The organism is Frateuria edaphi (genome assembly GCF_021117405.1).
Classification (GTDB): domain Bacteria; phylum Pseudomonadota; class Gammaproteobacteria; order Xanthomonadales; family Rhodanobacteraceae; genus Frateuria_A; species Frateuria_A edaphi.
The window spans coordinates 698,690-723,565 of the sequence record NZ_CP088251.1 but is presented as its reverse complement, the minus strand read 5'-3'; the positions used below and the strand labels follow the sequence as shown (position 1 = coordinate 723,565).

The following is a 24,876-nucleotide window of genomic DNA, read 5'->3' as shown; positions in this document are numbered from 1 at the left end:
AGCAACATCGGAAAGCACCATGTCCCGCACCGTCCACTGCACCAAACTCGGCATCGACGCCGAAGGCCTCGACTTCGCTCCCTGGCCCGGCCCGCTCGGCCAGCGCGTCTATGAAAACGTCTCCAAGCAGGCGTGGCAGCAATGGCTCGCCCACCAGACCATGCTGATCAACGAGTACCGCCTGAACCCGCTGGAGGCGAAGACCCGCCAGTTCCTCGGCGAGCAGATGGAGAAGTACTTCTTCGGCGGCGACGTGGCGCAGCCCGCCGGCTACGTCGCCCCCGGCGAGCCTTGACGCCCGCGCCCGCATCCGCTTAAATGCGCGGCTCCACGCAGCACGCCTTCATGCGTGGAACCTCTTCCCGGCCGGGTAGCTCAGTTGGTAGAGCAGGGGATTGAAAATCCCCGTGTCGGCGGTTCGATTCCGTCCCCGGCCACCATGCAAAACAAGAAGCCCGCAGGTCATGCCTGCGGGCTTTTTCGTTCGCCGGCTTTTGTGTTCCCGATCAGGCCGGATCGATCGCCGTGGTGGTCGACACGTCCGACGGCGGCACCAGCTCGACGAACAATTCCGCCAGGGCCTCGCCACTGAACGGCTTCCGCAGGAACCCATCCATCCCTGCTTCGCGCGCACGCGCCTCCTCGTCGCCGCCGGAGCGGGCGGTGATGGCGACGATGGGAACGCGCTGGCTCGGTTCTTCGCGCTGGCGGATCAGGCGGGCGACCTGGAAGCCATCGACGCCGGGGAGGTCCAGGTCCAGCAGCATCGCGTCGAAGCGCGACTGGTCCAGTTCGGCGAGCGCGCCCAGGCCGTTGGCGACGTAGCAGACGCGGTGGCGCTGGCGTTCGAGCTGGCCGCGGATCACCGCCGCGACGATGGCGTCGTCCTCGACCAGCAGCACGTGCAGCGGGCGGCCGATCGGTGCGTGCGCGACGGCCATCGCGCCGACGGCGCCTTCGGGCGGCTGCAACGGCAGGCGCACACGGAAGGTGGTGCCCTGGGCCACGCGCGACTCCAGTTCGATATCGCCGCCCATCATGCCGACCAGCTCGCGACAGATCGCCAGTCCCAGGCCGCTGCCGGCGCGCCGCTGCGGACCTTCGACCTGCTCGAAGCGCTGGAACAGGCGTGCCTGCGCCGCCTCGGGAATGCCGGGGCCGGTGTCGGCGATGCTGAAGACCAGGCCGTCGGCATGACGCTGCGCGCACAGCTTCACGCTGCCGTATTCGGTGAACTTCAGCGCGTTGTGGGTGAGGTTGAGCAGCACCTGCTTGATGCGCACGGCGTCGCCGACGACCCTGGGCGGCAGGTCGTCGGCCAGCTCCACGGCGAGCGAGAGGCGCTTGGCCTGGGCATGGCCCAGTTGCAGTTGAGCCACGTCCTCGACCAGCTGGCGTGGATCGAACGGCGCGAGTTCGAGATCGAGCCGGCCGGCTTCGATGCGCGCAAGGTCGAGCGCGTCGTTGAGCAGCTTGAGCAGCATTCCGCCTGAGCGCTGCATGGCCAGCGTGTAGTCGCGCTGCTCGGGCTTGAGTGGCGTGGTCAGCAGCAGTTCGGCCATGCCCATCACGCCGGTCATGGGCGTGCGGATCTCGTGGCTCAGCGTGGCCAGGAACTGGGTCTTGGCCGCGCTGGCTTCCTCGGCCAGGCAGCGCTGCTGCTCGGACAGCGCGATGCGATGGCGCTGCGCGATGCGCCGGCGCCACACCCGCAGCGCTGTCCACACGATCAGCCCCAGGGTGATCGCGTAGGTCAGCCAGGCCCACCAGCGCGCCCACGGCGGCGCCTCGACGCGGATGCGCAGCGGCGCGGCGAGGTGCGCCCAGGCGCCGCCGGCGCCGACCGCCATCACGCGCAAGGTGTAATCGCCCGCGGCCAGTCCGGCGAAATCGCGCTCGCCACGGCTGTCGACGTCGACCCAGCCGCTGTCCAGGCCATCGAGGCGGAAGCGGTAGCGGTTGGCCGACGGATCGACGAAGGAGAACACCCGCGCCTCCACGCCAAGCTCGCGGTCGCGCCAGTCCACCTCGACCGGGCCCGGACCCAACGGCAGGTCGGTCAACTGGCCGTGTCGACGGACCCGCACGCGGGTCAGCGCGAGCTGCGGCACGGTGGCCTGTTCGCACACGCGATCGGGATTGAAGGCGACCACGCCGCCCAGCGTCGGCGCATAGAGGTTGCCGTCGGGCATCAAGGCGAAGCCGCGGGAGAATTCGGTGTTGCTCAGACCGTCCTGCAAGCCGAAGGAACGGAAGCGACCCGAATCCGGATCGAAGCGCCACAGGCCATCGGTACCGAAGATCCATACCCGTCCGCGTGCATCCACGCGCATGTCGACCACGCCGACCGAGGGCCATCCGTGCGCCATGTCGACGTGGCGCACCAGCGCCAGGCCGTTGCCGTGGTAGCGGTATTGTTCCAGGCCGTCGGGCGTGGCCAGCCACAGGCCGTCAGGGGAGAAGCTGAAGGCTTCGACCGAGATGCCGGTGGGGCCGCCCGGCACCGGCTCGAAGAAGCGGTGCGTGGGGTCCAGCTGCATCAGCCCGCCTTCGCTGGCGTAGTAGAAGGTGCCGCGGTCGTCGAGCGTCATCTGCGCGCCCCACAGCATCTTGTCGTCGGCCTGGTGCATCGGCACGCGGCTTACGGCGAGCGTGTCCGGATCCACGCGGAACAGGCCTTCGCGGAAGGTGCGCACGTACAGGCGATCGTCGGGGCCGGGTTCGACCTCCAGCGGGCGGCGGAACATCTGGCCTTCCGGGTCGACCGCGACGGCGTGCGAGCCCTGCGCGCGGTAGAGCGTCCCCTGCACCGCGACCCACAGGCGGCCGCCCTCGCCTTCGGTCATGCCGAGCACGTCGCCGTGCAGGCCGGACAGCACGTGTTCGACCGCGCCGGTGTACGGGTCGAGCCGGTCCACACGCCCGTCGCGCTCGCCGACCCAGATATGCCGGCCATCGCGACCGCGGGCCATGGTGGTCGCCACCGAATCGCGCAGGCTGGCCGGATTGTCCGGCACGTGCGTGTAGCGGCTGAAGCTGTACCAGCCCGGCGCCAGGTAAGCCACGCCACCGTCCAGCGTGGTCACCCACAGGCCGCCTTCGCGGTCGACGTAGAGCTGCCACACCCAGGTGCCGGGCAGGTTGCCGTAAAGCACCGGGCGGTTCATCACCGGCAGGACCGGGCCGTCCGGCCGCTCCTGCAGGAACAGGCCGCGCTGGGTGCCGATCCACAACCGCCCGGCGTGGTCGCGGGTGCTGACCATCACGTTGGTGTCGGGCAGGACGTCGCGGGCGAAACGGTGCGCGCGGCCGTCAGCCCCGACCACCAGCAGCCCGCGCACGGTGGCCACTCGCACCTCGTCCCCGTTGCCGTCGATGCGCCAAGCGTCCACCGTCTGCGCCGGATCGGCCGGCAGCACGTGGTGCCAGCTGCCGTTCGCATCGCGCCGGAACAGGCCGTGGGCGCTGCCGACCCACAGGCGCTGATGGGGATCGACGTAGAGCGCGGCCACTTCGCCCAAGTCCGTCGGCGCCGGACCGAGCAAGGGATTGACGACATGCTCGAAGCTGCCATCCGCGCGCATGCGGTCCAGCCCGAAGCGGGTGCCCACCCAAAGGCTGCCATCGGCCGTCTGCGCCAGCGTCCAGACCTTCTCGCTGGCCAGGCTGCCGGGATCGGCCGGATCGTGCTTCCAGTGCCTGAACTTGCCGCTGGCGGCATCCAGCCGGTTCAGGCCCGCATCCAGACCGGCGGCCCACAACCGTCCCTGCTTGTCGATCAGCAGCGAGGAGATGCCGTTGCCGGCCAGTGAATCGGGATCGCCGGAAACGTGGCGGAAGTTGCGGAATTCCACGCCGTCGAAACGCGCGATGCCGTTCTTGGTGCCGAACCACATGGTGCCGTCCGGCGCCTGCACCGCGGTGTAGACCAGGCTGCTGGGCAGGCCGTCGGCGCTGCCGTAGCGGCGGAACTGCGGCGTCGGCAAGACCCTGTTCGGGGCCGCCCCGGCGGGAGCGGAGGCCGGCACGTTGGCGCCCGCCGCGGGCACACCCAGCAGCAAGCCGACGCCCAGCAGCAAAGCGGACACCATGTGCTTCCCCCACACGCCTGAAGTCCTTCGCGGACGCATCGCTGTCCCCCGGGACTTCACGCTTTCGGCAAACCGCCGGATTCCCCTTCACGAAATGATGCCAAAAGCATCCCCCTGCCGCGACCTTCCCCGATGTACTAATATTAGTATCATGACCCTAAGCCCCATCCGCCAAGCCCTGCTCGCCTACCTGCGAGAGCACATCGCGGCGCACGGCTATCCACCGTCGCAGCTGCAGATCGCGGCCGCGCTGGGCCTGAAACAGAACCGCTCGGCGCGACTGCACCTGGAAGCACTGGAGCGCGAGGGCCACATCGAACTGGTGCCAGGCCAGGCACGCGGCATCCGCCTGCGTCGCAGCGAGCCGGTATCGACACTCGCGGTGCCATTGCTCGGTCGCGTGGCGGCGGGCCGGCCGATCGGATCGGACGCCGAGGTCCACCGCGAAGTCGCGCTGGATGCTTCGCTGTTCCGCCTCAAGCCGGATTACCTGCTGGAAGTGGTGGGCGAATCGATGCTGCTGGATGGCATCCTCCCCGGCGACCTGATCGGCGTGCACCGCACGCCCGAGGCGCGCCACGGCCAGACCGTGGTGGCGCGGCTGGAAGGCGAGTTCACCGTCAAGCGTTTCGAACACAGGGACGGCCATATCCGACTGCTGCCGCGCAACCCGGCGTACACCCCGATCGAGGTGGACCCGCGCGCCACCGACTTCGCCATCGAGGGGCTGTTCGCGGGGCTGGTGAGGCCAGGCTGATGAACGTACGCACAGGCCGGGGCGGGCGCCAGCGCCTCCCGGCGGCGGCTCGTCGGGAAGGCCGCGCCCGGTTTGACAACGCCGCCGCTCCTGCGTGGTGGGCTTCAGCCCACCACGGCAATACAGAGCAGTGGGCTGAAGCCCACCCTACGGTGGCGCACCCGTGAGCAACGTGGTCGCCCTCGATCACCTGTTCGACGCCCGCCGTCTCTGGCGCGGCCAGCCGCAGGCGCACGCGCCTTCGCGCCAGCCGACCGGTTTCCCGCTGCTGGACGCCGCGCTGCCCGGCGGCGGCTGGCCCGAAGGTGTGCTGAGCGAAGTGCTGCTGCCGCTCGACGGCATCGGCGAACTGGGCCTGCTGTGGCCCACGCTCGCGCGCCTGACGCAGGCCGGCGGTCGGGTCGCATTGATCGCCCCGCCCTACCTGCCCTTCCCCGCCGCCTGGGCCAACGCCGGCGTGCGCCTGGACCGTCTGCAGATCGTGCGCGCCGAACCGCGTGACGTGCCGTGGGCGACCGAACAATGCCTGCGCTCGGCCGCCTGCGCCGCGGTGCTGTGCTGGCCGCACCAGGCCGACGATCGCACGTTGCGCCGCCTGCAATTGGCGGCGGAAACCGGCCAGTGCCTGGGTATAGCGATGCGCCCCGCGTCGGTGGCGGTCCACGCCTCGCCCGCGGCGCTGCGCCTGGTGCTGGAAGCCCGACCCGCGCGCCTGCGCGTGCTCAAGTGCCGCGGCGGCAACCCGCCGGCGCAGCCGCTGCCCTGGCCGCTGCCGACCGGTGCGCCTTCCGAACCGGTGCCGGACAGTCCCGCCGCGACTGTCGCGGACCGCGCCTGAGGTCCACGACATGTTGTGGGCCTGCATCCTGTTGCCGCAGCTGGCGCTCGACGGCGTCCTTCGCCGCCACGCCACGCCGGACGAACCGCTGGTGCTGGTCGACGGCCCGGTGCAGCGGCGCGTGCTGCGCGCGGTCAACGCCGCGGCGAAGGCGCAGGGCCTGCGCGCGGGTCTGCCGCTGGCCACCGCGCAGGCGATCTGCGCGCGTTTTGCCGTGGTCGAGCACGACCCGGCCGAAACCACGCGCTGGCACGACTTCCTCGCCGCCTGGGCCTACCGCTACGGCGCGCAGGTCAGCCGGCAGATGCCGGCTTCGCTGCTGATCGAAGTGGAGGCGAGCTTCCGCCTGTTCGGGCCATGGCCGCGAATGGAAGCGCTGCTGCGCGAAGACCTGACCGCGCTCGGCTTCCGCCATCGCATCGCGCTCGCGCCCAACCCGTGGGCCGCGCGTGCGCTGGCCGGCGTGCACGACGGCCTGGTCATCACCCACGATGCACCGCTGAATCAAGCCCTCGGCCAATTGCCGGTGGAACGTGCGGGACTGCCGCCGGAGGCGGCCGACAGCCTGCGCCGCATGGGCCTGCGCCGGCTCGCCCAGGTCTACGCGTTGCCGCGCGCGGCACTGGGCCGGCGAGTGGGCACGGAAACCCTCGGCCAGCTCGACCGCCTCACTGGCGCACTCGCCACGCCGCTGGACTGCTACCAGCCGCCGGACCATTTCGAATCGCGCATCGAGTTCAACTATGAGGTCGGCGCCACCGGCCAGCTGCTGTTCCCGCTGCGCCGCATGACCGGCGACCTCGCCGCGTATCTCGCCGGCCGCGACGGCGGCGTGCAGCGCTTCGTGCTGCGACTGGAACACGAGCGCGGCGCCGCCACCGAAGTGCCGGTCGGCCTGCTCGCCCCCGAACGCGACGGGGGCATGCTGTTCGAACTGGCCCGCGGCCGGCTGGACCTGGTGCAACTGGCCGCGCCGGTGCGCGCCCTGCAACTGATCGCGCGCGAACTGCCGCCATTCGTGCCGGCCGGCCGCGACCTTTTCGACGTGCGCCCGCAACAGGCGGTGCCGTGGGAGCAACTGCGCGAACGCCTGCGCGCGCGACTGGGCGACGAGGCCGTGCACGGCCTTTCGATCCACGCCGACCATCGCCCCGAGCGCGCCTGGCGCGACCACGGCGAGAGCGCCGGCGCTCCGCCATTGCCCCGCCCCGGCTGGCTGCTGCCCCAACCGATCCCGCTGCGTGATCGCGAGCCGCGCATCCTGGCCGGTCCCGAGCGCGTCGAAAGCGGCTGGTGGGACGGCGACGTGCGGCGCGACTACTACGTGATCGAGACCTCCGCCGGGCAGCGCGCCTGGGCCTACTGCCCGGTCGGCGAACGCGAGGGCTTCATGCTGCACGGGTGGTTCGCATGAACCTCCTGGCCATCATTGCCGCGACGCACACACAAGAACGGGCCCGGCAGAGCCGGAGGGTAGCTGCATGAGCCTGCCCGCCTACGCCGAACTCCACTGCCTCTCCGCCTTCAGCTTCCAGCGCGGCGCCTCGCTGGCGATCGAACTGTTCGAACGTGCGAAGCAGCAGGGCTACAGCGCCCTCGCCATCACCGACGAATGCACGCTCGCCGGCATCGTGCGCGCGCTGGAAGCCTCGCGCGAAACCGGCGTCAAGCTCATCGTCGGCAGCGAGTTCCAGTTCGTCGACGGACCGAAGTGCGTGTTGTTGGTGGAGAACCAGCAAGGCTACGCGCGGCTGTGCCAGCTCATCACCACCAGTCGTCGTCGCGCGCCCAAGGGCAGCTACGAATCCTTGCGCGAGGACCTCGGCGATACCGACGGCCTGCTTGCGTTGTGGCTGCCCGGCATGCAGCCCGACGAGACCGAAGGGGCCTGGCTGAAGGCGCGCTTCCCGGACCGCTGCTGGCTCGCGGTCGAGCTTCACCGCGGTCCCGACGACGACGCCCGCCTGGCCTCCCTGCGCGCCCTGGGCGAACGACTCGCCCTGCCGCTGGTCGCCAGCGGCGACGCGCATATGCACGTACGCGCCCGCCGCCCGCTGCAGGACGTGATGACCGCGATCCGCCACCACACCACCGTGGCGCAGGCCGGCCACCGGCTGTTCTCCAACGGCGAGCGGCACCTGCGCACGCGCCGCGCGCTCTCGGCCATCCATCCACCCGAACTGCTGGCCGAGAGCGTCGCGATCGCGCGGCGCTGCACGTTCAAGCTGGAAGAGCTCGAGTACACCTACCCGCACGAACTGGTACCCCAGGGCCACACTCCGACCAGCTGGCTGCGCCAACTGGTCGAGGAAGGCGTGCGCTGGCGCTGGCCGGTCACCGTGAAGGACGAGTGGCGCGGACAGATCGAGAGCGAACTGGCCCTTATCCGGGTCAAGAAGTTCGAGTCCTACTTCCTTACCGTGCACGACATCGTTCGCTTCGCGCGGTCGAAGGACATCCTCTGCCAAGGCCGCGGCTCGGCCGCCAATTCGCTGGTTTGCTTCGTGCTCGGCATTACCGAGGCCGACCCGGCAACCAGCAACCTGCTTTTCGAGCGCTTCATCTCGATGGATCGCGACGAGCCGCCGGACATCGACGTCGACTTCGAACACGAACGCCGCGAGGAAGTGCTGCAATACGTGTTCGACCGCTACGGCCGCGACCGCGCCGCGCTCACCGCGGTGGCGACCGAGTACCGCGGCCGCGGTGCGATCCGCGACGTGGCACGCGCACTGGGCATGTCGCCGGAACTGGCTGGAGAGCTCTCCTCCACCCTCGATCGCTGGAGCGGCGAAGTGCCTCCGTCGGACCGGCTGCGCGAGCGCGGCTTCGATCCGGACACACCGCTGATCCGGCAGGTGCTCGCACTCACCGTGCAATTGATCGGCTTTCCGCGCCACCTCTCCCAGCATCCCGGCGGCTTCGTCATTTCCGAGCATCCGCTCTCCACGCTGGTGCCGGTGGAGAACACCGCCATGGACGGCCGCACGGTGATCCAGTGGAACAAGGACGACCTGGACACGCTGGGCATGCTGAAAGTGGACTGCCTGGCACTGGGCATGCTCACGGCGCTCCGCAAGACCTTTGACCTGCTGAAGTCGAACGGCCGCGGCGACTACACCATCGCCGGCATCAACAAGGACCACAAGGACGACAAGCCCACCTACGACATGATCAGCCGCGCCGACACCATCGGCGTGTTCCAGATCGAATCGCGCGCACAGATGGCCATGCTGCCGCGCCTGAAGCCGAAGGAGTTCTACGACCTGGTGATCGAGGTGGCGATCGTGCGGCCCGGCCCAATCCAGGGCGACATGGTGCATCCCTACCTGCGCCGGCGTAACGGCGAGGAGGAAGTCAGCTATCCCTCCGAGGCGCTCAAAAACGTCCTGAAGCGCACGCTCGGCGTTCCGCTGTTCCAGGAGCAGGTGATGCAGATCGCCATGGTCGCCGCCGACTTCAACGGCAGCCAGGCCGATGCGCTGCGCCGTTCGATGGCCGCCTGGAAACGCCATGGCGGGCTGGAGCCGCATCGCGAAAAGCTGCTCGCCGGCATGCTGAGGAACGGCTACAGCCGCGAGTTTGGCGAGCACCTGTTCGAGCAGATCAAGGGCTTCGGCAGCTACGGCTTTCCCGAGTCGCACGCGGCCAGCTTCGCCCTGCTCGCCTACGTCAGCAGCTGGCTCAAGTGCCACGAGCCGGCGGCGTTCGCCTGCGCGCTGATCAACTCCGCGCCGATGGGCTTCTACTCGCCCGACCAGTTGCTGCAGGACGCCCGCCGCCACGGTATCCGCACGTTGCCCATCGACGTGCGCCACAGCGACTGGGACTGCACGCTCGAGCCCGAACGCGATCCACGCCTGCAGCCGGCGATCCGCATGGGCCTGCGGCTGATCCGTGGCTTCTGCGAAGCGACCGCAAAAGACATCATGGCCGCTCGCGGACAATGGCCGTTCGTCGACGTGGGAGACCTCAGCATTCGCGCGAAGCTGGACCGCCGCGACCAGGCCCTGCTCGCCGACTCGGGCGCGCTGCGCGCACTGGCCGGCCATCGTCATCGCGCGCGCTGGGCGATCGCTGGCGTGGAACCGCAGCTGCCGCTGTTCCCCGGCTCCACGCCAGAAACGGAAACCATCGCGCTGCCGCTGCCCACGCGCGGCGAAGACCTGCGCGCCGACTACGCGCTCACCGGTACCACGCTGGGCCCGCATCCGCTGCGCCTGCTGCGCTCCCGTCTGCGTGCGCGGCACTTCCGCGCATCCAACGAACTGGCCGGCGTGCCGAACGGACGACCCGTACGGGTCGCCGGCATCGTCACCCTGCGCCAGCAGCCCCAGACCTCCAGCGGCGTGGTGTTCCTGACCATCGAGGACGAGTTCGGGCTGACCAACGTGGTGATCTGGCGGCGCGTGGTGCTGCGCCAGCGTCGCGTGCTGCTTGCATCGCGGTTGCTGGCGATCGAAGGCCACCTGGAAAGCGAGCATGGCGTCCAGCACCTGATCGCGCACACGCTGGAAGACCTGACACCGATGCTGGGCGAGCTGGACGTGCGCTCGCGGGATTTCCATTGAGGCTGCCTGCGGTGGGTTGAAGCCCGCCCTACGTCAGTCTTCCCAGCGCTCCGGCCACCATCCGCAGATCCGCCACCAGTTCGTCGAATGCCTGGTGCCGCTTCGCTTCCTCCGGCATGCGCAGCACGGCGGAGGGATGCCAGGTCGCCAGTCCCTGCGCGCCTTCGCCCAGCGGTCGCCACACGCCGCGCTCGCGGGTGATGCGGAAGGCATTGCCGAACATCGTCTGTGCCGCCATGGCGCCCAGGCCCACCACCAGCTTCGGCTTCACCCGCAGCAGCTCGGCGGCCAGCCACATGCGGCAAGCCGCCTGCTCGGCCGCATTGGCGCGCTTGTGCAGCTTGGCGGTGCCGCGCATCTCGTACTTGAAATGCTTGACGGTGTTGGTCAGGTACAAGGTGGAGCGGTCCAGTCCCGCTTCGCCCAGCGCGCGATCGAGCAGTTGCCCGGCGGGACCGACGAACGGCACGCCTTCGCGGTCCTCGTGCAGCCCGGGCTGTTCGCCGATCAACATCACCCGGGCCGACGCCGGACCCTGCCCGAACACCGTCTGCGTACCGTAGCGCCACAGCGGACAGGCGTGGCAGTCGCGCGCCTCGCGCCGCAACGTGGCGAGGGCGCCCGCCGGTACCTCGTCCACGGGCTTGGCCAGCGGGACGCCGAAGGGGTTGCTGACCGAACGCGTTGCCATGGCCAGCGGACGCTAGCGCCGCCAGGGTGAACCTGCCGGCAAGCTGCCCGCCTACATGACGGTCTGCAGGAAGGCTTCGAGTAGCGCGCCGCGGTATTTCTGCCGGTGCAGCAGCAGCGAAAGCATGCGCCTGAGATCGAGGAAGGGCGTCTTCAGGACCACCAGCCGTCCGGTCGCCAGCGCATCGACCAGTGCCACCTCCGGCAGGCAGGCGATGCCGAGGCCGGCGGCGACGGCCTGCTTGATCGCTTCGATCTGGTCGAGCTCCAGTACCGTTTCGCCCGGCGGCAATTGCGCGAGCACACGCTCGGTGGTGGCGCGGGTGGCCGAGCCTGGCTCGCGCAACACCCAGCGGGCGCCGGCGAAATCCGCCGGCTTGAGTGAACGCTTGCGCGCCAGCGGATGCCCCGGCGGCGCACACACGCGCAGCCGGTCCTCGCGCCAGGGCTTGAGTTCCAGCTGCGGATGCGCGACCGGACCCTCCACGCAGCCGACGTCCAGCGCGTGGTCGAGCAGTTGCGACGCGATGGTGTCGGTATTGGCCACGCGCAGCCGGATCGCCACCTGCGGCTGCGCACGCACGAAGCCGCCTAGCAGTTCGCCGACCAGGTAGTTACCGACCGTGTTGCTCGCGCCGATGCGCAGTTCACCCGCCAGTGCCTGCGCATCGCCCTGCCCGAATCGGGCCAGTTCCGCGTGCCGCTCGAGCAATTCCTGCGCGCGCGGCAGCAGTTCGCGCCCGCGTGCGTTGAGGTGCAGCCGCCCGCGTTCGCGGTCGAACAGCGGCGCACCGAGCTGCCGTTCCAGCTCCGCCAGCGCCATGCTCGCGGCGGGCTGGGTCAGGTGCACGCGCTCGGCGGCCGCGCGCAGGCTGCCGTGCAGCGCGGTCTGCACGAACACGTCGAGCTGTCGGGGCGTGATGTTCAGCATTCAGCAAAGCTTATAGCAACCATCAAGCATGCAAAGTTTTGCTGATGGTCACGCACAGGGACAATGGGCGGACTTCGCCACCCGAGCCAACGATGAGCGCCGCCGCCACGCCCGCCCCCACCCTGCCTGCCCGCCTGCCGGGCCTGGGCCTCGCGCTCGCCATCGCGCTGGTAGCGCTGTGGCTGGGACACCTGGCGCCGCTGGTCGGAGGGCCGGTGATCGGCATCGTGCTCGGCATCCTGGTGCGCAACACCCTGTCGCCCGGCGCGCGCTTCACGCCTGGCATCCAGTTTGCCGGCAAGCAGGTGCTGCAGTGGTCGATCATCGCGCTGGGCTTCGGGCTCAGCCTCGACCAGGTGGCGAAGACCGGGCTGGAGTCACTGTCGGTGACGCTGATCACCATGAGCGCGGCCTTCGTCGCGGCGTGGGGGCTGGGCCGGCTGCTCGGTGTGCACGACCAGCTCAAGGTGCTGATCGGCGTGGGCACCGCGATCTGCGGCGGCTCGGCGATCGCGGCGGTGACGCCGATCATCAAGCCCGACGAGCACGACACTGCATTCGCGATCTCCACCATCTTCCTGTTCAACGTGGTGGCGGTGCTGCTGTTCCCGCTGCTGGGGCACCTGATGCACCTGTCCGACCTGGGTTTCGGGCTGTGGGCGGGCACGGCGATCAACGACACGTCCTCGGTGGTCGCGGCCGGCTACAGCTACAGCCATGCGGCCGGCGACTACGCCACCATCGTCAAGCTCACCCGCGCCACGCTGATCATCCCGGTGTGCATCACGCTGGCGGTGATGGTGGCGATGCGGGAGAAAAAGAAAGGCGCGGCCGACTTCAGCCTCAAGCGCATCTTTCCCTGGTTCATCCTGTGGTTCCTGGTCGCCTCGGCGGTGCGCACGGCGGGGCTGGTGCCGGTGGCGGCGCAGCCGCTGATCCACCAGCTGGCGGAATTCCTGATCATCATGGCGCTGACCGCGATCGGGCTGTCGGCCAACCTGCGCAGGATGATTTCCAGCGGGCCGCGACCGATCCTGCTGGGGTTCGGCGTGTGGATCGCGGTGGCGGTGAGCAGCCTGCTGGTGCAGCTGGCGATCGGGCGGCTTTGAGGCCAGCCCCGTGGATCGCGGCCCTTCGACTTCGCTGCGCCAGCTGAGGGCGAACGGAAAAATTCTTCGCTTGTTCCGGGCAGATGCCGTTTGTCGCCTTCCGCATCGAACTCGAGTGGCCGTCGAACTGAAATCGGACGCTTCCGTAACCGTCCGCCCTGGGCGCAGGGCCGAAGTCGAAAGGTCCGGGGAGCTAGGAGCTGGCGCGCCCCTGCTCGGCCAGCGTCAACGCCACCTTGTCCCGCAGGTACACCGGCAAGGCCTGTTCCGGCGAAACGGCCCGGCCCGCCTGGTATTCGCGCACGGCGAGTTCCGCCACGTGGCGGGCCTGCGGGTAACGGTCGCCTTCGGCCTGTCGCAGCTCGCCGGTCAGATGCTTCCGCAGCACGTCCGCGTACGTCCTCCATCCGCTGCCGACGACGCTCCACGCCTGGGCTTGCGGCAACACCAGCGCGTCGGGTGCGCAGACGCGCTCCTCGTCCAGCGCCACCAGGCCACTGTTGCCATCGCGGCGATAGCAGGCGGCATAGATCTCGCCCATGCGTGCGTCGATCACAGCCAGGATCGCCGCCTCGTCCTCCGGCGCCTCCAGCGCCAGCGCGGCCAGCGAGGACACCGGCACCACCGGCCGGTCCAGCGCCAACGCCATGCCCTGCGCGAGCGCCACGCCCAGCCGCACGCCGGTGAACGCGCCGGGGCCGCGGCCCACCGCAATCGCATCCAGCGCATGCCGGCCTAGCCCCGCTTCGGCGAGCAGCGCATCGGCCATCGGCAGCGCGAGTTCGGCGTGGCGGCGCGGGGCCAGTTCGCTGCGGGCGATCACTTCCTGTCCGTGCACGAGGGCGACGGAACAGGCTTCGGTGCTGGTTTCGATGGCGAGCAGGTTCATGCGGGAATTCTCGCACGCCCTGCCCGGGCGGTCGGTTGTCGATACGGGCGCGGGCAAATCGTCGTCATGGCAGCTGATGAAACCCGGCGATCCCTGCCATGCTGCACGCCCGTCAAGGAGCTCCCGCTTGAACATGCCGACCCCGACCACCCACGCCCGCGACGGCCGCTGGCTCGCCCTCACCGTGCTGTGCCTGGGCGTGCTGATGATCGTGCTGGACACCACCATCGTGAACGTGGCGCTGCCCTCGATCCGCGCGGACCTGGGCTTCTCCGAAGCCACGCTGGCCTGGGTCGTGAACGCCTACGTGCTGACCTATGGCGGCTTCCTGCTGCTGGGCGGGCGGCTGGGCGACCTGTTCGGACACCGCAAGCTGTTCCTGCTCGGGTTGGTGCTGTTCACCCTCGCCTCGCTGGCATGCGGCATGGCCGGTTCGCGCGAATGGCTGGTGATCGCGCGCGGCATCCAGGGCCTGGGCGGCGCGGTGGTCACCGCGGTGGCGCTGTCTCTGATCATGGACCTGTTCACCGAACCGGCCGAGCGGGCGAAGGCGATGGGCGTGTACGGCTTCGTCTGCGCCGGCGGCGGTAGCGTGGGCGTGCTGCTTGGCGGGCTGCTGGTGAGCACGCTGAGCTGGCACTGGGTGTTCCTGGTCAACCTGCCGATCGGCCTGGCGGTGTTCGTCGCTTCGCTCCGGCTGCTGCCCGCGGTGCACGGCAGCAGTGACGTGCGCCACCTGGACGTCGGCGGCGCGCTTGCCGTCACCGCGGCGCTGATCCTGGCGGTCTACGCGATCGTCGACGGCAACCAGGCCGGCTGGCTGTCGGCGCGCACGCTGGGCATGCTCGCCGTGGCGGTGGGGCTGTTCGTACTGTTCCTCTTCATCGAGACGCGCGTGCGCGCGCCGCTGGTGCCGCTGAAGCTGTTCCGCCTGCGCAACCTGGCGATCGCCAACGTGGTCGGCGTGCTGTGGGCCGGCGCGATGTTCGCCTGGTTCTTCCTGTCCGCGTTGTACCTGCAGCTGGTGCTCGGCTACGGGCCGATGGAAGTGGGCCTGGCCTTCCTGCCCGGCAACCTGGTGATGGCCGCCTGCTCGCTCGGTCTTTCCGCGCGCATCGTGATGCGCTTCGGCATCCGCCGGCCGCTGGCCGGCGGCCTGCTGGTCGCCGCCCTGGGATTGGCGCTGTTCGCACGCGCACCGGCGGACGGACATTTCCTTGTCGACGTGTTGCCCGGCATGTTGCTGCTCGGCCTGGGCGCGGGCATCGCCTTCAACCCGGTGTTGCTGGCGGCGATGAACGACGTCGAGCCGCGCGATTCGGGCCTGGCCTCGGGCATCGTCAACACCGCCTTCATGATGGGTGGCGCACTCGGCCTGGCGGTGCTGGCCAGCCTCGCGGCGGCGCGCACCGGCGCGGCGCTGGAAACCGGCATCGCGCAGGCGGCCGCGCTCAACGCGGGCTATCGCGCCGCGTTCCTGGCCGGGACCGGTTTCGCGGTACTGGCGGCGCTGCTCGGTGGATTGCTGCTGCGTCCGCGCCAGTCGATGGCTACAGCGGAAGCCTCGCCGGTGCACTAGGCGCCGTCGTCCCCGCTCTCGCTTTCGGGATCGAGCGTGGGCGTGGCCCGCCTCGCCTCCGCGCGGTAGGACGCGTTGGTCTCGCCACCGTCCATCAGGTCCTCGATCGGCGCTTCGTCCATGCCAGCGTGGGGATCCAGCGCCCGCGTGCGGTCGTCGGCCCACTCGATGGTGTCCAGGCGGTCGTGCCGCACGTCACCGCCGTGCTCGCCAGCGCGTGCCGGCTCGTCGGCCGGATGGTCGGCGCCCGCGCCGCGCGCGATGGGTCGTTCGGGTTCGTCAGGGCTGCGCTGTCTGCTCATGGCCTTCGCTCCCTCTGCAGGGGACGTCAGCATCCGGCGCACGACGTCGCGGCGGCGAGAAGCCTGCCGCGTTCCATTACCTGCCAGGTAATCGCCCCGCCGCGGCGGTGGCCGCAAGCTGTGCCCACACCCGAGACGGAGCACCGCCATGAACGCCACCCGCAAACTGATCGCCAACTACATCCGCGCCTGGAACGAGACCGATCCGCTGCGCCGCCGCGTGCTGATCGAGGACGTCTACGCCGAGCACGCCATCTATACCGATCCGCTGGCGCAGGCGCGCGGCTGGGAGGCCATCGACATGACCATCGACGCGGTGCAGGGCATGTTCCCCGGCCATGTCTTCACGCTGGCCGGCGACGTCGACGCGCACCACGACCTGGCCCGCTTCCACTGGCACCTCGCCGCGCCCGGCGCCGACGAACCGCTGGTGATCGGCTTCGACGTGGCCGAGCTGGACGAAGGCCGCATTCGCCGCGTGCATGGCTTCCTCGACAAGGTCCCGATGGCCGCCTGAGACGGCGGCCTTTCCACCCCTCGCATTCCGGAGTCAGCCATGAGCCACTTCACGACCACCGACGGCACCACCCTGTTCTACCGCGACTGGGGCCACGGCCAGCCGATCGTCTTCCTCGCCTCCTGGGCGCTGGACTCGCGCGCCTGGGACCGGCACCTGCTGCATTTCAACGCGCTCGGCTACCGCTGCATCGCGCTGGATCGTCGCGGGCACGGCCGCTCGGACGACCCGGGCCGGGGCTACCACCTCGACCGCCTGGCGGACGACGTGGCCGAACTCATCGAACACCTGGACCTGCGCGAGGCCACGCTGGTCACCCACTCGATGGCCAGCGGCGAAGCCACACGCTACCTCGACCGCCACGGCAGCGCGCGCGTGGCGCGGGCGGTCTTCCTGGCCCCGGTCGCGCCCAGCTACGCCGAAGGCAGCCGCGGACCCTGGAGCATGGACGAGCCCACCACGGAGGCCGTGCTCGCCGCCATCCGTCGCGACCTCCCGCGCTGGCTGGCCGACAACGCCGACGGCTTCTTCCTGCCCGCCGAGACCGGCACCACATCCGAGTTCGTGCAGCATACGATCGAGATCATCCGCGATGCCTCGCTGCAGGCTTTGGTGGAATGCTTCCGCGCCAAGCGCGCCGACCAGCGCGCGGAAGTGGCCGCCCTGGACGTACCGCTGCTGGTCATCCACGGCAACCGCGACGTCAGCGAGCCGGTGCAGCAAGGCCGTGCGATCGCCTCGCTGGTGCCGCACAGCCGCTACATCGAGTACGCCGGGGCGCCGCACGGGCTCTACCACACGCACTTCGACCGGCTGGTGGAGGACATCGGCACGTTCCTGCGCGAGACCGAGCTGCAGCCCGCCTGATCCTCATGTGAAAAAACACCTTGTACGCGACCGGCATCCCACCATCCCGCGCAACCCGGCGTGACGGTCGCGCACAGGGTGTGCTCCTACCGCATCATGGATCCATGAACGCCCGAGCCCTCGACACCCAGCGCCCCATCGGCGACCTGTTGCGCGAATGGCGCCGCCACCGCCGGCTTTCGCAGCTCAACCTGGCCTCCGGCGCGGAGATCTCCACGCGCCACCTGAGCTTCGTCGAATCCGGCCGCGCCAACCCGAGCCGCGACATGATCCTGCACTTGGCCGAATACCTGGACGTGCCGCTGCGCGAGCGCAACGCACTGCTGGTCGCCGCCGGCTTCGCCCCGGCCTTCCGCGAACGCGCGCTGGACGACCCGGCGCTCGCCAGCGCCCGCGCCACCGTCGACCTGCTGCTCAAGGGCCTGGAGCCCTACCCCGCGCTCGCGGTGGACCGCTACTGGCAGCTCGTCGCCAGCAACCAGGCGACGCTGCGGCTGCTCGGCGGCGTTGCGCCGGAACTGCTCGAACCACCGATCAACGTGCTGCGCCTGAGCCTGCACCCGGGCGGCCTCGCCCCGCGCATCCGCAACCTCGGCCAATGGCGCGCCCACCTGCTGCACCGCCTGCGCCAGCAGATCGACGCCAGCCACGACCCGCAGCTCATCGCCCTGTTACGCGAACTGCAGGCCCTGCCCGTGCCCGAAGCCACGCCAGGCGCCGACATCGCTTCGTCCATCGCCGTGCCCATGCAACTGGAGGTCGACGGCCACGTGCTCTCGATGCTCAGCACCACCACCGTGTTCGGTACGCCGGTCGACATCACGCTGGCGGAGCTGGCGCTGGAATCGTTCGTGCCCGCCGATGCCGCGACGGCCGAACGGCTGCGGGCGATGGCCGGCTGACGGGCTCCTCCTTCAGCGCAGCATGCGCACCGGCCAGTTGTACACGGGCTTCGCTCAGCCTGCCAGTCGTCCTCGACTTGGCTCAGGATGTCCATCGGGGATTCTTTGATCCGAGCGAGCGGTTGCACCGCACAGTGTGCGTTGGTGCTTTACATATGTAGCACACCATGGCAGCCTGACAAAAAACCGGTCGGGGATGCCCAATGCTCGAGCTCACCAACGTCAGCCACGTCTATGGCAATGGCACGCGCGCCCTCGACCAGGTGACGCTCTCGATCCCGCGCGGGATGTACGGGCTGCTGGGCCCCAACGGCGCAGGCAAGTCGACGTTGATGCGAACGATCGCCACGCTTCAAACGCCCACGGAAGGAAACATCCGCTTCGGCGACGTCGACGTGATCGCCGAACCCGAAAAGCTGCGCCGCACGCTCGGCTACCTGCCCCAGGATTTCGGCGTCTATCCGCGTGTTTCGGCGTACGACATGCTCGACCACATGGCCGTGCTGAAGGGGATCGCGACGGCCGCCGACCGCAGGCAGACCGTCGAAACGCTGCTGCACCAGGTCAACCTCTGGGACGTGCGAAAGAAGGCGCTGGCGGGCTTCTCCGGCGGCATGCGCCAGCGCTTCGGCATCGCCCAGGCGCTCATCGGCAATCCGGCACTCATCATCGTCGACGAGCCGACCGCCGGCCTCGACCCGGAGGAGCGCAACCGCTTCCTCAACCTGCTGGCCGAGATCGGCGAGAACGTGGCGGTCATCCTTTCGACCCACATCGTCGGGGACGTCGCCGACCTCTGTCCGCAGGTGGCGGTGCTGGTCGGCGGGCGCATCCAGTTGGAAGGCGCGCCGCTCGAACTCATCGAGCGCACGCGCGGCCGGATCTGGCGCAAGGCGATCGAGCGTTCCGAACTCCACAGCTACCGGGAGCGTCACCGGATCATCTCCACACGCCTCTTCTCCGGCCGAACGGTGGTCCACATCCTTTCCGATACGGACCCGGGCGACGGCTTCGTCGTACTCGAGGGCGACCTGGAGGACGTGTATTTCTCCACGCTCGCCCAATCCCGCCGCGCGGCCTGAGGAACGCCGACATGCTTGGCAAGATCGCGGCATTCGAATTCCGCTACCAGGCCACGAGCCCACTGTTCATCGCGGCCGCAGCCCTGCTGTTCCTTGGCGCGTTCGTGGACATGGCCGTGGTGAAGCTCATGACCGTCGGCGGCGGGAACGTGCTGTTCAACAGCCCGCACACGATCATCGTGTCCCATCTCCTGGTGTCGTTCGTGTTCCTGTTCGTGGGCGCCGCGTTCGTCTCGAACGTGATCGTGCGGGACGACCAGACCGGGTTCGGCCCGCTGATCCGCGCCACCCGCATCACCAAATTCGACTACCTGTTCGGCCGCTTCCTCGGCGCTTTCGCTGCCGGCGCGCTGGTCATGGCGGCCGCGACGCTCGGCCAATGGCTCGGCACGCTGATGCCTTTCGCCAACCACGCGATGCTCGGGCCCAACCATGTCTCCGGGTTCGCGATCGGCTACGGCCTGTTCGCCCTGCCGAACGCGCTGATCATCTCGGCAACGCTTTTCGGGCTCGCCACCGCAACGCGCTCGACCGCCGGCACGTTCATCGGCGTGGTCGCCCTGCTGGTCGTCTATTTCCTCTCCCAGGGGCTCATGGCAGGCCAGCCGCAGCTCCTGGATTTCCGTGTGCTGGCGGATCCGCTCGGCATGTCCGCCTATATGGCTAGCTCGCGCTATTTCACGGCAGCCGAGCTCAATGCCGGCGCCATTCCCGTGACGGGGCTGATGGTGCAAAGCCGGCTGATCTGGGTCGGCGTGTCGATCGCCCTCCTGGCGCTCACCTACCGCCGGTTTCGGTTTGCCGATCGGGGCCTGTCGCGGCGGCAGCAGCGCAAGCTTCGGCGACAGGAGGCGATGGCGACGCGCTCGTCACCCGCGCCAGCCAAACAGCACCCGCGACTTGCGAACCCACGCTTCGACAAGCGCACCGCGCGCGCTCAGCTGGTCGCCCGCGCCACGATGGAAGCACGCTACATCTTCAGGAGCCCGGTCTTCCTGGTGCTTCTGCTCATCGCCTTCGCGTTCACGCTCCCGAGCCTGCTGACCGCCTCGGGCTGGTACGGCGTGACGCTCTACCCGCTCACCTCGGTATCCGTGCCGATCATCCAGGCGAGCTTCGACACGCTGCTGGTCGTCATCGCGACCTATTACGGCGGCGAGCTCGTGTGGCGGGAACGCGAGCGCAAGGTGCACGAACTCATCGATGCGACTCCCTTGCCGGCATGGGCGCTGATGCTGCCGAAGATCATCGGCCTGGCGCTCGTCCTGTTCGCGACGGAGTTCGTCGGCATGGCAGCCGGCATGCTGGTGCAGCTGCTCGGAGGCGTGGATCCCGCGCCCGGCCAATATCTGCGCTGGTACCTGCTTCCGGGCACAGTGGACGCGGTCGCGATCGCCGCGCTCGCGGTTTTCGTCCAGGCGCTCAGCCCGGGCAAATACGCCGGCTGGGGTTGGATGGCGCTGTACCTGGTGCTTCGGTTTTTTGGCCCCGCGCTGGGGCTTGAATACCCGCTCTTCGTCTATGGCAGCGTGCCTGCCGTACCGCTGTCGGACATAGTCGGCACCGGCATTTTCTGGAAGGCGGCCTGGTGGTTCCGGCTGTTCTGGGCCGCGACGGCCGCACTGCTGCTGGTCGCGGCGCACCTGCTGTGGCCGCGCGGCGCCACCGAGCGACTGATGCTGCGGTTGCGCCGGATACCCTCTCGACTGACTGCGCGCGCCGTATGGGTCGCCGTGGTGGCGACGGCGATCTTCAGCGTGAGCGGCGCCTGGATCATCTACAACACCCTCGTCGTCAACGACTTCCACACCGCGGAGGACCAGCAGCGCTACCTCGCCGGTTACGAAAAGCGCTTCTTCCGCTACGCCGGCCTGCCACAACCGGTAGTCAGGCATGTCGTGCTCGACGTTGCCCTGTATCCGCAGGACGTTCGCGCGGACGTGCATGGCCGCTATCGGCTCGTCAACGAAACCGGCTCGCCGATCGACCGGGTCCACGTGCGACTGATGGACCCGGCGCTGGAACTGGTCGGCCTCGACTTTCCCGGCGCCCGGCTGGAACGCGATGACGAGGCGTTCGGCTATCGCATCTATCGCCTCGACTCGCCCATGCGGCCAGGCGAAGTGCGCTCGCTCACTTTTTACACCCGCCGCGCGCAGGTCGGCTTCCGCGCCGCCGGCACCGAGACGGGAGTGGCGCCGAACGGTACCGATCTGAACACCATCGAGCTGACGCCGCGGATCGGCATGAGCGATGTCGGTTTGCTCGACGACCCGGCCGCGCGCCGCAAGTACGGCCTTCCCGAACGGCTACCGCTCCCGCGGCTGGACGATCTGGCGGCCACCCGCAGACTGCCCAGCGGCGATCTCAGCTGGACCACGGCCGACATCACGGTCTCGACCCGTGCCGACCAGATCCCCATCGCGCCCGGCAAGCGCATTCCCGAGCGCGTGCAGAACGGTCGCCGCACGGTGCGCTTCGTCTCCGATACGCCGATCAAGAACTACTTCGCGATCGAGTCGGGGCGCTATGCCGTAAGCAGGCAGACGCACGGCGGCGTCGATTACGCCATCTACTTCCATCCCGCGCATCACTGGAACGTCGACCGCATGATGAGGGCCATGCAGGCCTCCATCGACTACTACCGCCAGGCCTTCGGCCCCTATCAGTTCGACCAGGCGCGGATCATCGAAACGCCCGCCTACCGGCAGGGCGGACAGGCCTTCGCGAACACCATCCCGGTGGGTGAAACGGCGTCCTTCGCGATGGACCTGCGGGATCCGGAGGCGATCGACATGGTCACCATGCTCACCGCCCACGAACTTGCGCACCAATGGTGGGGACATCAGGTGCTGGGCGCGCGGATGCAGGGCGCCGGGTTGCTGTACGAAACGCTCGCGCAGTATTCCGCGCTGATGGTGATGAAGCGCCTGCACGGCGAAGACGGCATCCGCCGTTACCTCCAGTTCCAGCTCGATCGCTACCTGGGCGGTCGCCGCACCCAGGTGCTCGCGGAGCAACCGCTCGCCAGCGTCGAACTCAGCCAGCAATACATCGCCTACGGCAAGGGCGCGCTCGCCATGTACCTGTTGCAGGAGCGCATCGGCGAGGACGCAGTGAACCACGCGCTCAAGCGCTTCGTCGACCGCTACCGCTTCACCGTCGCGCCCTACCCCCGCTCGCTCGACCTGATCGCGTTGCTGCGCGAGGAAGCGAGGACACCGGAGGACCAGGGACTGATCACCGACCTGTTCGAGCGGATCACGCTCTACGACCTCAAGCTGCAGCCGCCGACGGCCGTGCAGCGGGCCGACGGCCAATGGGACGTGACCGTGCCGGTCGAGGCGAAAAAGTTCTACGCCGATGGCAAGGGCACGGAGCAGGAGGCGCCGCTCGACGAGCTCATCGAGATCGGCCTCTTCACCGCGGAGCCGGGCGCCGCCACGTTCGACCGCGCCAACGTGATCCGGATGGCGTGGAAGCAGGTGCGCAGCGGCAACCAGGTCTTCCACTTCGTCACGGACAAGAAGCCGACCTACGCGGGCATCGACCCCTACGGTCTCTTCATCGACCGGAATACGGGCGACAACGTCCGGGCGCTCGAGCTCCACTGAGCCGCAGCGCGAGAGGCTGGCGACCCAGCCTTCCCTGCCAGGAGCGCGCGCCGCCCGCGACCCTCCCGCGTCTACCGGATCATCCACCGATGCGGGCGGCATCGACCCCGTGCCGCGCGACGGGCGACCGGGTCGCATCCGATGCGATCCCCCGCGTCGTCCCGGAACGCACCAGCATGTAGAACGCCGCCACGTGCGTGATCATCAGCAGCGGCACGTAGATGACCGGGATCGCATAGGTCGCACCCAGTTCACCGGCACGTTCGGGAAGCCCCGCCCGGATCGCATGGAAGTAATCGGTCAGCAGGTCGGCCGCACCGACGATGTTGAAAGCGGCTACCGCACTCCAGAAGAGCGGTCGCATCCTCCAGGCAAGCAGCGCGAGCAGGGCAAGCGCCCCGGTGGCCAGGTCGCCGTAGGCGGCGAACGCGGCAAAGCTGCCCGGAAGCTGTGGCCCGACCACGCCGGGAACCACGAACGCGAGCCCGAAGAAGCGAAAGCTGTGCAGGGTCGCGATCGCACGGTGCGCATCGGCACGCGGCATCGAGCGCAGCCGGGGCCATAGGTAGGCGCGGAAGCAGAGCAACCAGGCGACGTATCCCAGGACAAGCTGCAGGGTGAAGATGTGTGCGGGCGACATGGGAACTCTCCTCCGCCGGGGTTGGCAGTGAACCGTGCGCCGCCAGGCAGCAACGCAGGGGCGACGGCGGCTGGGTTTCGATGTCGGTACCGACTGGTACCAACGTCACTCATGCTACGGTACCCACAAGTACCAACGCAAGGGCGCGCGTGTGAAAGAACAGTCCGATCCGACATCGGCCCCGCAGCCGGTCCGCGAACGCATCCTGCAGGCGGCCATGGACACGTTCGTGGAACTGGGCTACGCCGAAGCAAGCACCTTGAAGATCGCCACACGCGCGCAGGTGTCCAAGCGCGAGCTGTACGCCCATTTCGGCACCAAGCAGGCGATGCTGGCGGCCTGCATCGCCGACCGCGTCGGGCGCATGCGCTTGCCGAGCGAGTTGGCGGTGCCGGATCGACGCGACGAACTGGCCACCCTGCTCGCCCGGCTGGGCGCCACCGTGTTGCGCGAAGTCACCCAACCCGAGGTGGTGGCGGTATTCCGGCTTGCCGTCATGGAAGCCCAGCGCGCCCCGGAAGTGGCCACGACCCTCGAGTCGTCACGGCGGTCGGTGCGCGGCGTGATCGGCCAGGTCACGGAACAGGCGCGGTCCGCAGGACTGATCGACAAGCATGCTCCGAAGGATATGGACGTCCGTTTCCTCGCGCTGCTCTGGGACGATCTGCTGGTGAGCCTGCTGCTGCGTTTGCGCGAAGCACCGGGCACCGCGGAGATCAACCGGCGCGCCAAACGGGCCGCCGATGACTTCCTCAGGCTCTATGCGCAGACCTGACGAAGCATTCCCCGCACGGAGGAATGGTACGATTGAGCATATTTTGAAGCATGTGAAGCATTAACTGTCTCGCCATACGCGCCTAAAGTGACTCCCACGTTCCAACCACCCAACGAGGAGTCCGCCATGTCACGTATCGCTACCCCTTCCGTCCAGTCGGCCACCGGCGCTACCGCCGAGGTCTATGCGCAGATCCGCAAGGCCGCCGGCAGCGTTCCCAACACCTTCGCCGCGATCGGCGCGCATGGCCCGGCCGCGCTCAAGGCGGTACTGCAGGCCGAAGCCGTGTTGTCGTCCGGTGGCCTGACCCGGCAGGACCAGGAGACCATCAAGCTGCTGGTCAGCGAGGTGACCGGTTGCGACTACTGCGTGGCCGCACACAGCATGCTCGGCAAGATGGCCGGCCTGAAGCCCGAAGCGCTCAAGCAACTCCGCGCCGGCCAGCCGACCGGCGATGCCAAGCGCGACGCGCTGGCCCGTTTCGTGCGCCTCCTGGTCGAGACCCGCGGCACCATCGCCGAATCGGAGTTCGCCGCGATCAGGGCGGCCGGCTACACCGACGCGCAACTGGTGGATATCAGCCTGGCGATCGCGTTGGTCATCTTCACCAACACGTTCAACCGCATCAACGACACCGAGCTGGATTTCCCGGCGGTCCAGTAATGCGACTCGAGGGCGCCACGCCAGTGGCGCCTTTCTGGCGCGAGGAGGACGCACCCGCT

The 24,876-nt window shown here is 69.0% G+C and carries 20 protein-coding genes and 1 tRNA gene; 15 read left to right on the top strand and 6 right to left on the bottom strand.

Translation table 11 applies throughout. The features are described from left to right. Window positions 1-19: 19 nt before the first annotated feature. Both LQ772_RS03205 and LQ772_RS03200 read left to right on the top strand, forming a co-directional pair. Window positions 20-295: an oxidative damage protection protein gene (locus tag LQ772_RS03205; protein ID WP_231323943.1), complete on the top strand. Its 276-nt coding sequence runs from the start codon at window positions 20-22 to the stop codon at window positions 293-295. A gap of 69 nt (window positions 296-364) precedes the next feature. Next, window positions 365-440 (top strand) — tRNA-Phe (locus LQ772_RS03200). 66 nt (window positions 441-506) lie between these two features. On the opposite strand, the gene LQ772_RS03195 is transcribed toward LQ772_RS03200, so the two are convergent. Continuing rightward, the gene (locus tag LQ772_RS03195) at window positions 507-4,091 is read right to left on the bottom strand and encodes a hybrid sensor histidine kinase/response regulator (protein WP_231323942.1); all 3,585 of its coding nucleotides are present in this window, start codon (window positions 4,089-4,091) and stop codon (window positions 507-509) included. Between the two features lie 151 nt (window positions 4,092-4,242). On the opposite strand from LQ772_RS03195, the gene lexA reads away from it, so the two are divergent. The 4 genes from lexA to LQ772_RS03175 all read left to right on the top strand — a co-directional run bounded on the left by lexA (window position 4,243) and on the right by LQ772_RS03175 (window position 10,257). Next, entirely contained in the window at window positions 4,243-4,848 is a 606-nt protein-coding gene (lexA, locus tag LQ772_RS03190; RefSeq protein WP_231323940.1) for a transcriptional repressor LexA, read from the top strand. Window positions 4,849-5,011: 163 nt separating this feature from the next. Then, window positions 5,012-5,686 carry a translesion DNA synthesis-associated protein ImuA gene (imuA, locus tag LQ772_RS03185; protein ID WP_231323938.1) on the top strand — a complete coding sequence of 225 codons (675 nt, stop codon included), beginning with the start codon at window positions 5,012-5,014 and terminating at the stop codon, window positions 5,684-5,686. 10 nt (window positions 5,687-5,696) lie between these two features. Continuing rightward, entirely contained in the window at window positions 5,697-7,100 is a 1,404-nt protein-coding gene (locus LQ772_RS03180) for a Y-family DNA polymerase (protein WP_231323936.1), read from the top strand. A gap of 67 nt (window positions 7,101-7,167) precedes the next feature. Further along, on the top strand, window positions 7,168-10,257 hold the full coding sequence (locus LQ772_RS03175; protein WP_231323934.1) for an error-prone DNA polymerase: 3,090 nt from the start codon (window positions 7,168-7,170) through the stop codon (window positions 10,255-10,257). A 28-nt stretch (window positions 10,258-10,285) separates the two neighbouring features. On the opposite strand, the gene LQ772_RS03170 is transcribed toward LQ772_RS03175, so the two are convergent. Together LQ772_RS03170 and LQ772_RS03165 are read right to left on the bottom strand one after the other, a co-directional pair. Then, the gene (locus tag LQ772_RS03170) at window positions 10,286-10,948 is read right to left on the bottom strand and encodes a UdgX family uracil-DNA binding protein (protein ID WP_231323932.1); all 663 of its coding nucleotides are present in this window, start codon (window positions 10,946-10,948) and stop codon (window positions 10,286-10,288) included. A 51-nt stretch (window positions 10,949-10,999) separates the two neighbouring features. Beyond that, window positions 11,000-11,878 (bottom strand): LysR substrate-binding domain-containing protein, encoded by an 879-nt coding sequence (locus tag LQ772_RS03165; protein ID WP_231323930.1) that lies wholly within the window; start codon window positions 11,876-11,878, stop codon window positions 11,000-11,002. 92 nt (window positions 11,879-11,970) lie between these two features. On the opposite strand from LQ772_RS03165, the gene LQ772_RS03160 reads away from it, so the two are divergent. Further along, the gene (locus LQ772_RS03160; RefSeq protein WP_231323928.1) at window positions 11,971-12,987 is read left to right on the top strand and encodes a YeiH family protein; all 1,017 of its coding nucleotides are present in this window, start codon (window positions 11,971-11,973) and stop codon (window positions 12,985-12,987) included. 193 nt (window positions 12,988-13,180) lie between these two features. Here LQ772_RS03160 and tsaB read toward each other — a convergent pair whose 3' ends face one another. Further along, window positions 13,181-13,876 carry a tRNA (adenosine(37)-N6)-threonylcarbamoyltransferase complex dimerization subunit type 1 TsaB gene (gene tsaB / locus LQ772_RS03155; RefSeq protein WP_231323927.1) on the bottom strand — a complete coding sequence of 232 codons (696 nt, stop codon included), beginning with the start codon at window positions 13,874-13,876 and terminating at the stop codon, window positions 13,181-13,183. A 133-nt stretch (window positions 13,877-14,009) separates the two neighbouring features. On the opposite strand from tsaB, the gene LQ772_RS03150 reads away from it, so the two are divergent. Further along, complete coding sequence (locus LQ772_RS03150; protein WP_231325879.1) at window positions 14,010-15,455, top strand: DHA2 family efflux MFS transporter permease subunit; 1,446 nt, start codon at window positions 14,010-14,012, stop codon at window positions 15,453-15,455. Here the strand turns inward: LQ772_RS03150 and LQ772_RS03145 are convergent. Further along, window positions 15,452-15,757 (bottom strand): hypothetical protein, encoded by a 306-nt coding sequence (locus LQ772_RS03145; protein WP_231323925.1) that lies wholly within the window; start codon window positions 15,755-15,757, stop codon window positions 15,452-15,454. The genes LQ772_RS03150 and LQ772_RS03145 overlap by 4 nt on opposite strands. Before the next feature lie 148 nt (window positions 15,758-15,905). Between LQ772_RS03145 and LQ772_RS03140 the strand changes: the two genes are divergently transcribed. The 5 genes from LQ772_RS03140 to LQ772_RS03120 all read left to right on the top strand — a co-directional run bounded on the left by LQ772_RS03140 (window position 15,906) and on the right by LQ772_RS03120 (window position 22,739). Continuing rightward, window positions 15,906-16,274: a nuclear transport factor 2 family protein gene (locus tag LQ772_RS03140; RefSeq protein ID WP_231323923.1), complete on the top strand. Its 369-nt coding sequence runs from the start codon at window positions 15,906-15,908 to the stop codon at window positions 16,272-16,274. A 39-nt stretch (window positions 16,275-16,313) separates the two neighbouring features. Then, a complete protein-coding gene (locus LQ772_RS03135; protein WP_231323921.1) occupies window positions 16,314-17,141 on the top strand; it encodes an alpha/beta fold hydrolase in 828 nt (275 codons plus the stop codon). Window positions 17,142-17,245: 104 nt separating this feature from the next. Next, window positions 17,246-18,043 (top strand): helix-turn-helix domain-containing protein, encoded by a 798-nt coding sequence (locus LQ772_RS03130; RefSeq protein ID WP_231323919.1) that lies wholly within the window; start codon window positions 17,246-17,248, stop codon window positions 18,041-18,043. A 203-nt stretch (window positions 18,044-18,246) separates the two neighbouring features. Beyond that, complete coding sequence (locus LQ772_RS03125) at window positions 18,247-19,125, top strand: ABC transporter ATP-binding protein (protein ID WP_231323918.1); 879 nt, start codon at window positions 18,247-18,249, stop codon at window positions 19,123-19,125. An 11-nt stretch (window positions 19,126-19,136) separates the two neighbouring features. Then, window positions 19,137-22,739 carry a M1 family aminopeptidase gene (locus LQ772_RS03120; protein WP_231323916.1) on the top strand — a complete coding sequence of 1,201 codons (3,603 nt, stop codon included), beginning with the start codon at window positions 19,137-19,139 and terminating at the stop codon, window positions 22,737-22,739. A gap of 79 nt (window positions 22,740-22,818) precedes the next feature. Here the strand turns inward: LQ772_RS03120 and LQ772_RS03115 are convergent, their stop codons facing one another. Continuing rightward, window positions 22,819-23,379, bottom strand: coding sequence for a hypothetical protein (locus LQ772_RS03115; RefSeq protein ID WP_231323914.1), 561 nt, complete (start codon window positions 23,377-23,379; stop codon window positions 22,819-22,821). A 34-nt stretch (window positions 23,380-23,413) separates the two neighbouring features. On the opposite strand from LQ772_RS03115, the gene LQ772_RS03110 reads away from it, so the two are divergent. Continuing rightward, window positions 23,414-24,154, top strand: coding sequence for a TetR/AcrR family transcriptional regulator (locus tag LQ772_RS03110; RefSeq protein ID WP_231323912.1), 741 nt, complete (start codon window positions 23,414-23,416; stop codon window positions 24,152-24,154). 126 nt (window positions 24,155-24,280) lie between these two features. Next, the gene (locus LQ772_RS03105; protein WP_231323910.1) at window positions 24,281-24,817 is read left to right on the top strand and encodes a carboxymuconolactone decarboxylase family protein; all 537 of its coding nucleotides are present in this window, start codon (window positions 24,281-24,283) and stop codon (window positions 24,815-24,817) included. Window positions 24,818-24,876 lie beyond the last annotated feature (59 nt).

Coding starts and splice junctions, on each gene's coding strand:
- LQ772_RS03205 (WP_231323943.1), top strand. CDS start 20: ATGTCCCGCACCGTCCACTGCACCAAACTCGGCATCGACGCCGAAGGC.
- LQ772_RS03195 (WP_231323942.1), bottom strand. CDS start 4,091: ATGGTGTCCGCTTTGCTGCTGGGCGTCGGCTTGCTGCTGGGTGTGCCC.
- lexA (WP_231323940.1), top strand. CDS start 4,243: ATGACCCTAAGCCCCATCCGCCAAGCCCTGCTCGCCTACCTGCGAGAG.
- LQ772_RS03180 (WP_231323936.1), top strand. CDS start 5,697: ATGTTGTGGGCCTGCATCCTGTTGCCGCAGCTGGCGCTCGACGGCGTC.
- LQ772_RS03175 (WP_231323934.1), top strand. CDS start 7,168: ATGAGCCTGCCCGCCTACGCCGAACTCCACTGCCTCTCCGCCTTCAGC.
- LQ772_RS03170 (WP_231323932.1), bottom strand. CDS start 10,948: ATGGCAACGCGTTCGGTCAGCAACCCCTTCGGCGTCCCGCTGGCCAAG.
- LQ772_RS03165 (WP_231323930.1), bottom strand. CDS start 11,878: ATGCTGAACATCACGCCCCGACAGCTCGACGTGTTCGTGCAGACCGCG.
- LQ772_RS03160 (WP_231323928.1), top strand. CDS start 11,971: ATGAGCGCCGCCGCCACGCCCGCCCCCACCCTGCCTGCCCGCCTGCCG.
- tsaB (WP_231323927.1), bottom strand. CDS start 13,876: ATGAACCTGCTCGCCATCGAAACCAGCACCGAAGCCTGTTCCGTCGCC.
- LQ772_RS03150 (WP_231325879.1), top strand. CDS start 14,010: ATGCCGACCCCGACCACCCACGCCCGCGACGGCCGCTGGCTCGCCCTC.
- LQ772_RS03145 (WP_231323925.1), bottom strand. CDS start 15,757: ATGAGCAGACAGCGCAGCCCTGACGAACCCGAACGACCCATCGCGCGC.
- LQ772_RS03140 (WP_231323923.1), top strand. CDS start 15,906: ATGAACGCCACCCGCAAACTGATCGCCAACTACATCCGCGCCTGGAAC.
- LQ772_RS03135 (WP_231323921.1), top strand. CDS start 16,314: ATGAGCCACTTCACGACCACCGACGGCACCACCCTGTTCTACCGCGAC.
- LQ772_RS03130 (WP_231323919.1), top strand. CDS start 17,246: ATGAACGCCCGAGCCCTCGACACCCAGCGCCCCATCGGCGACCTGTTG.
- LQ772_RS03125 (WP_231323918.1), top strand. CDS start 18,247: ATGCTCGAGCTCACCAACGTCAGCCACGTCTATGGCAATGGCACGCGC.
- LQ772_RS03120 (WP_231323916.1), top strand. CDS start 19,137: ATGCTTGGCAAGATCGCGGCATTCGAATTCCGCTACCAGGCCACGAGC.
- LQ772_RS03115 (WP_231323914.1), bottom strand. CDS start 23,379: ATGTCGCCCGCACACATCTTCACCCTGCAGCTTGTCCTGGGATACGTC.
- LQ772_RS03105 (WP_231323910.1), top strand. CDS start 24,281: ATGTCACGTATCGCTACCCCTTCCGTCCAGTCGGCCACCGGCGCTACC.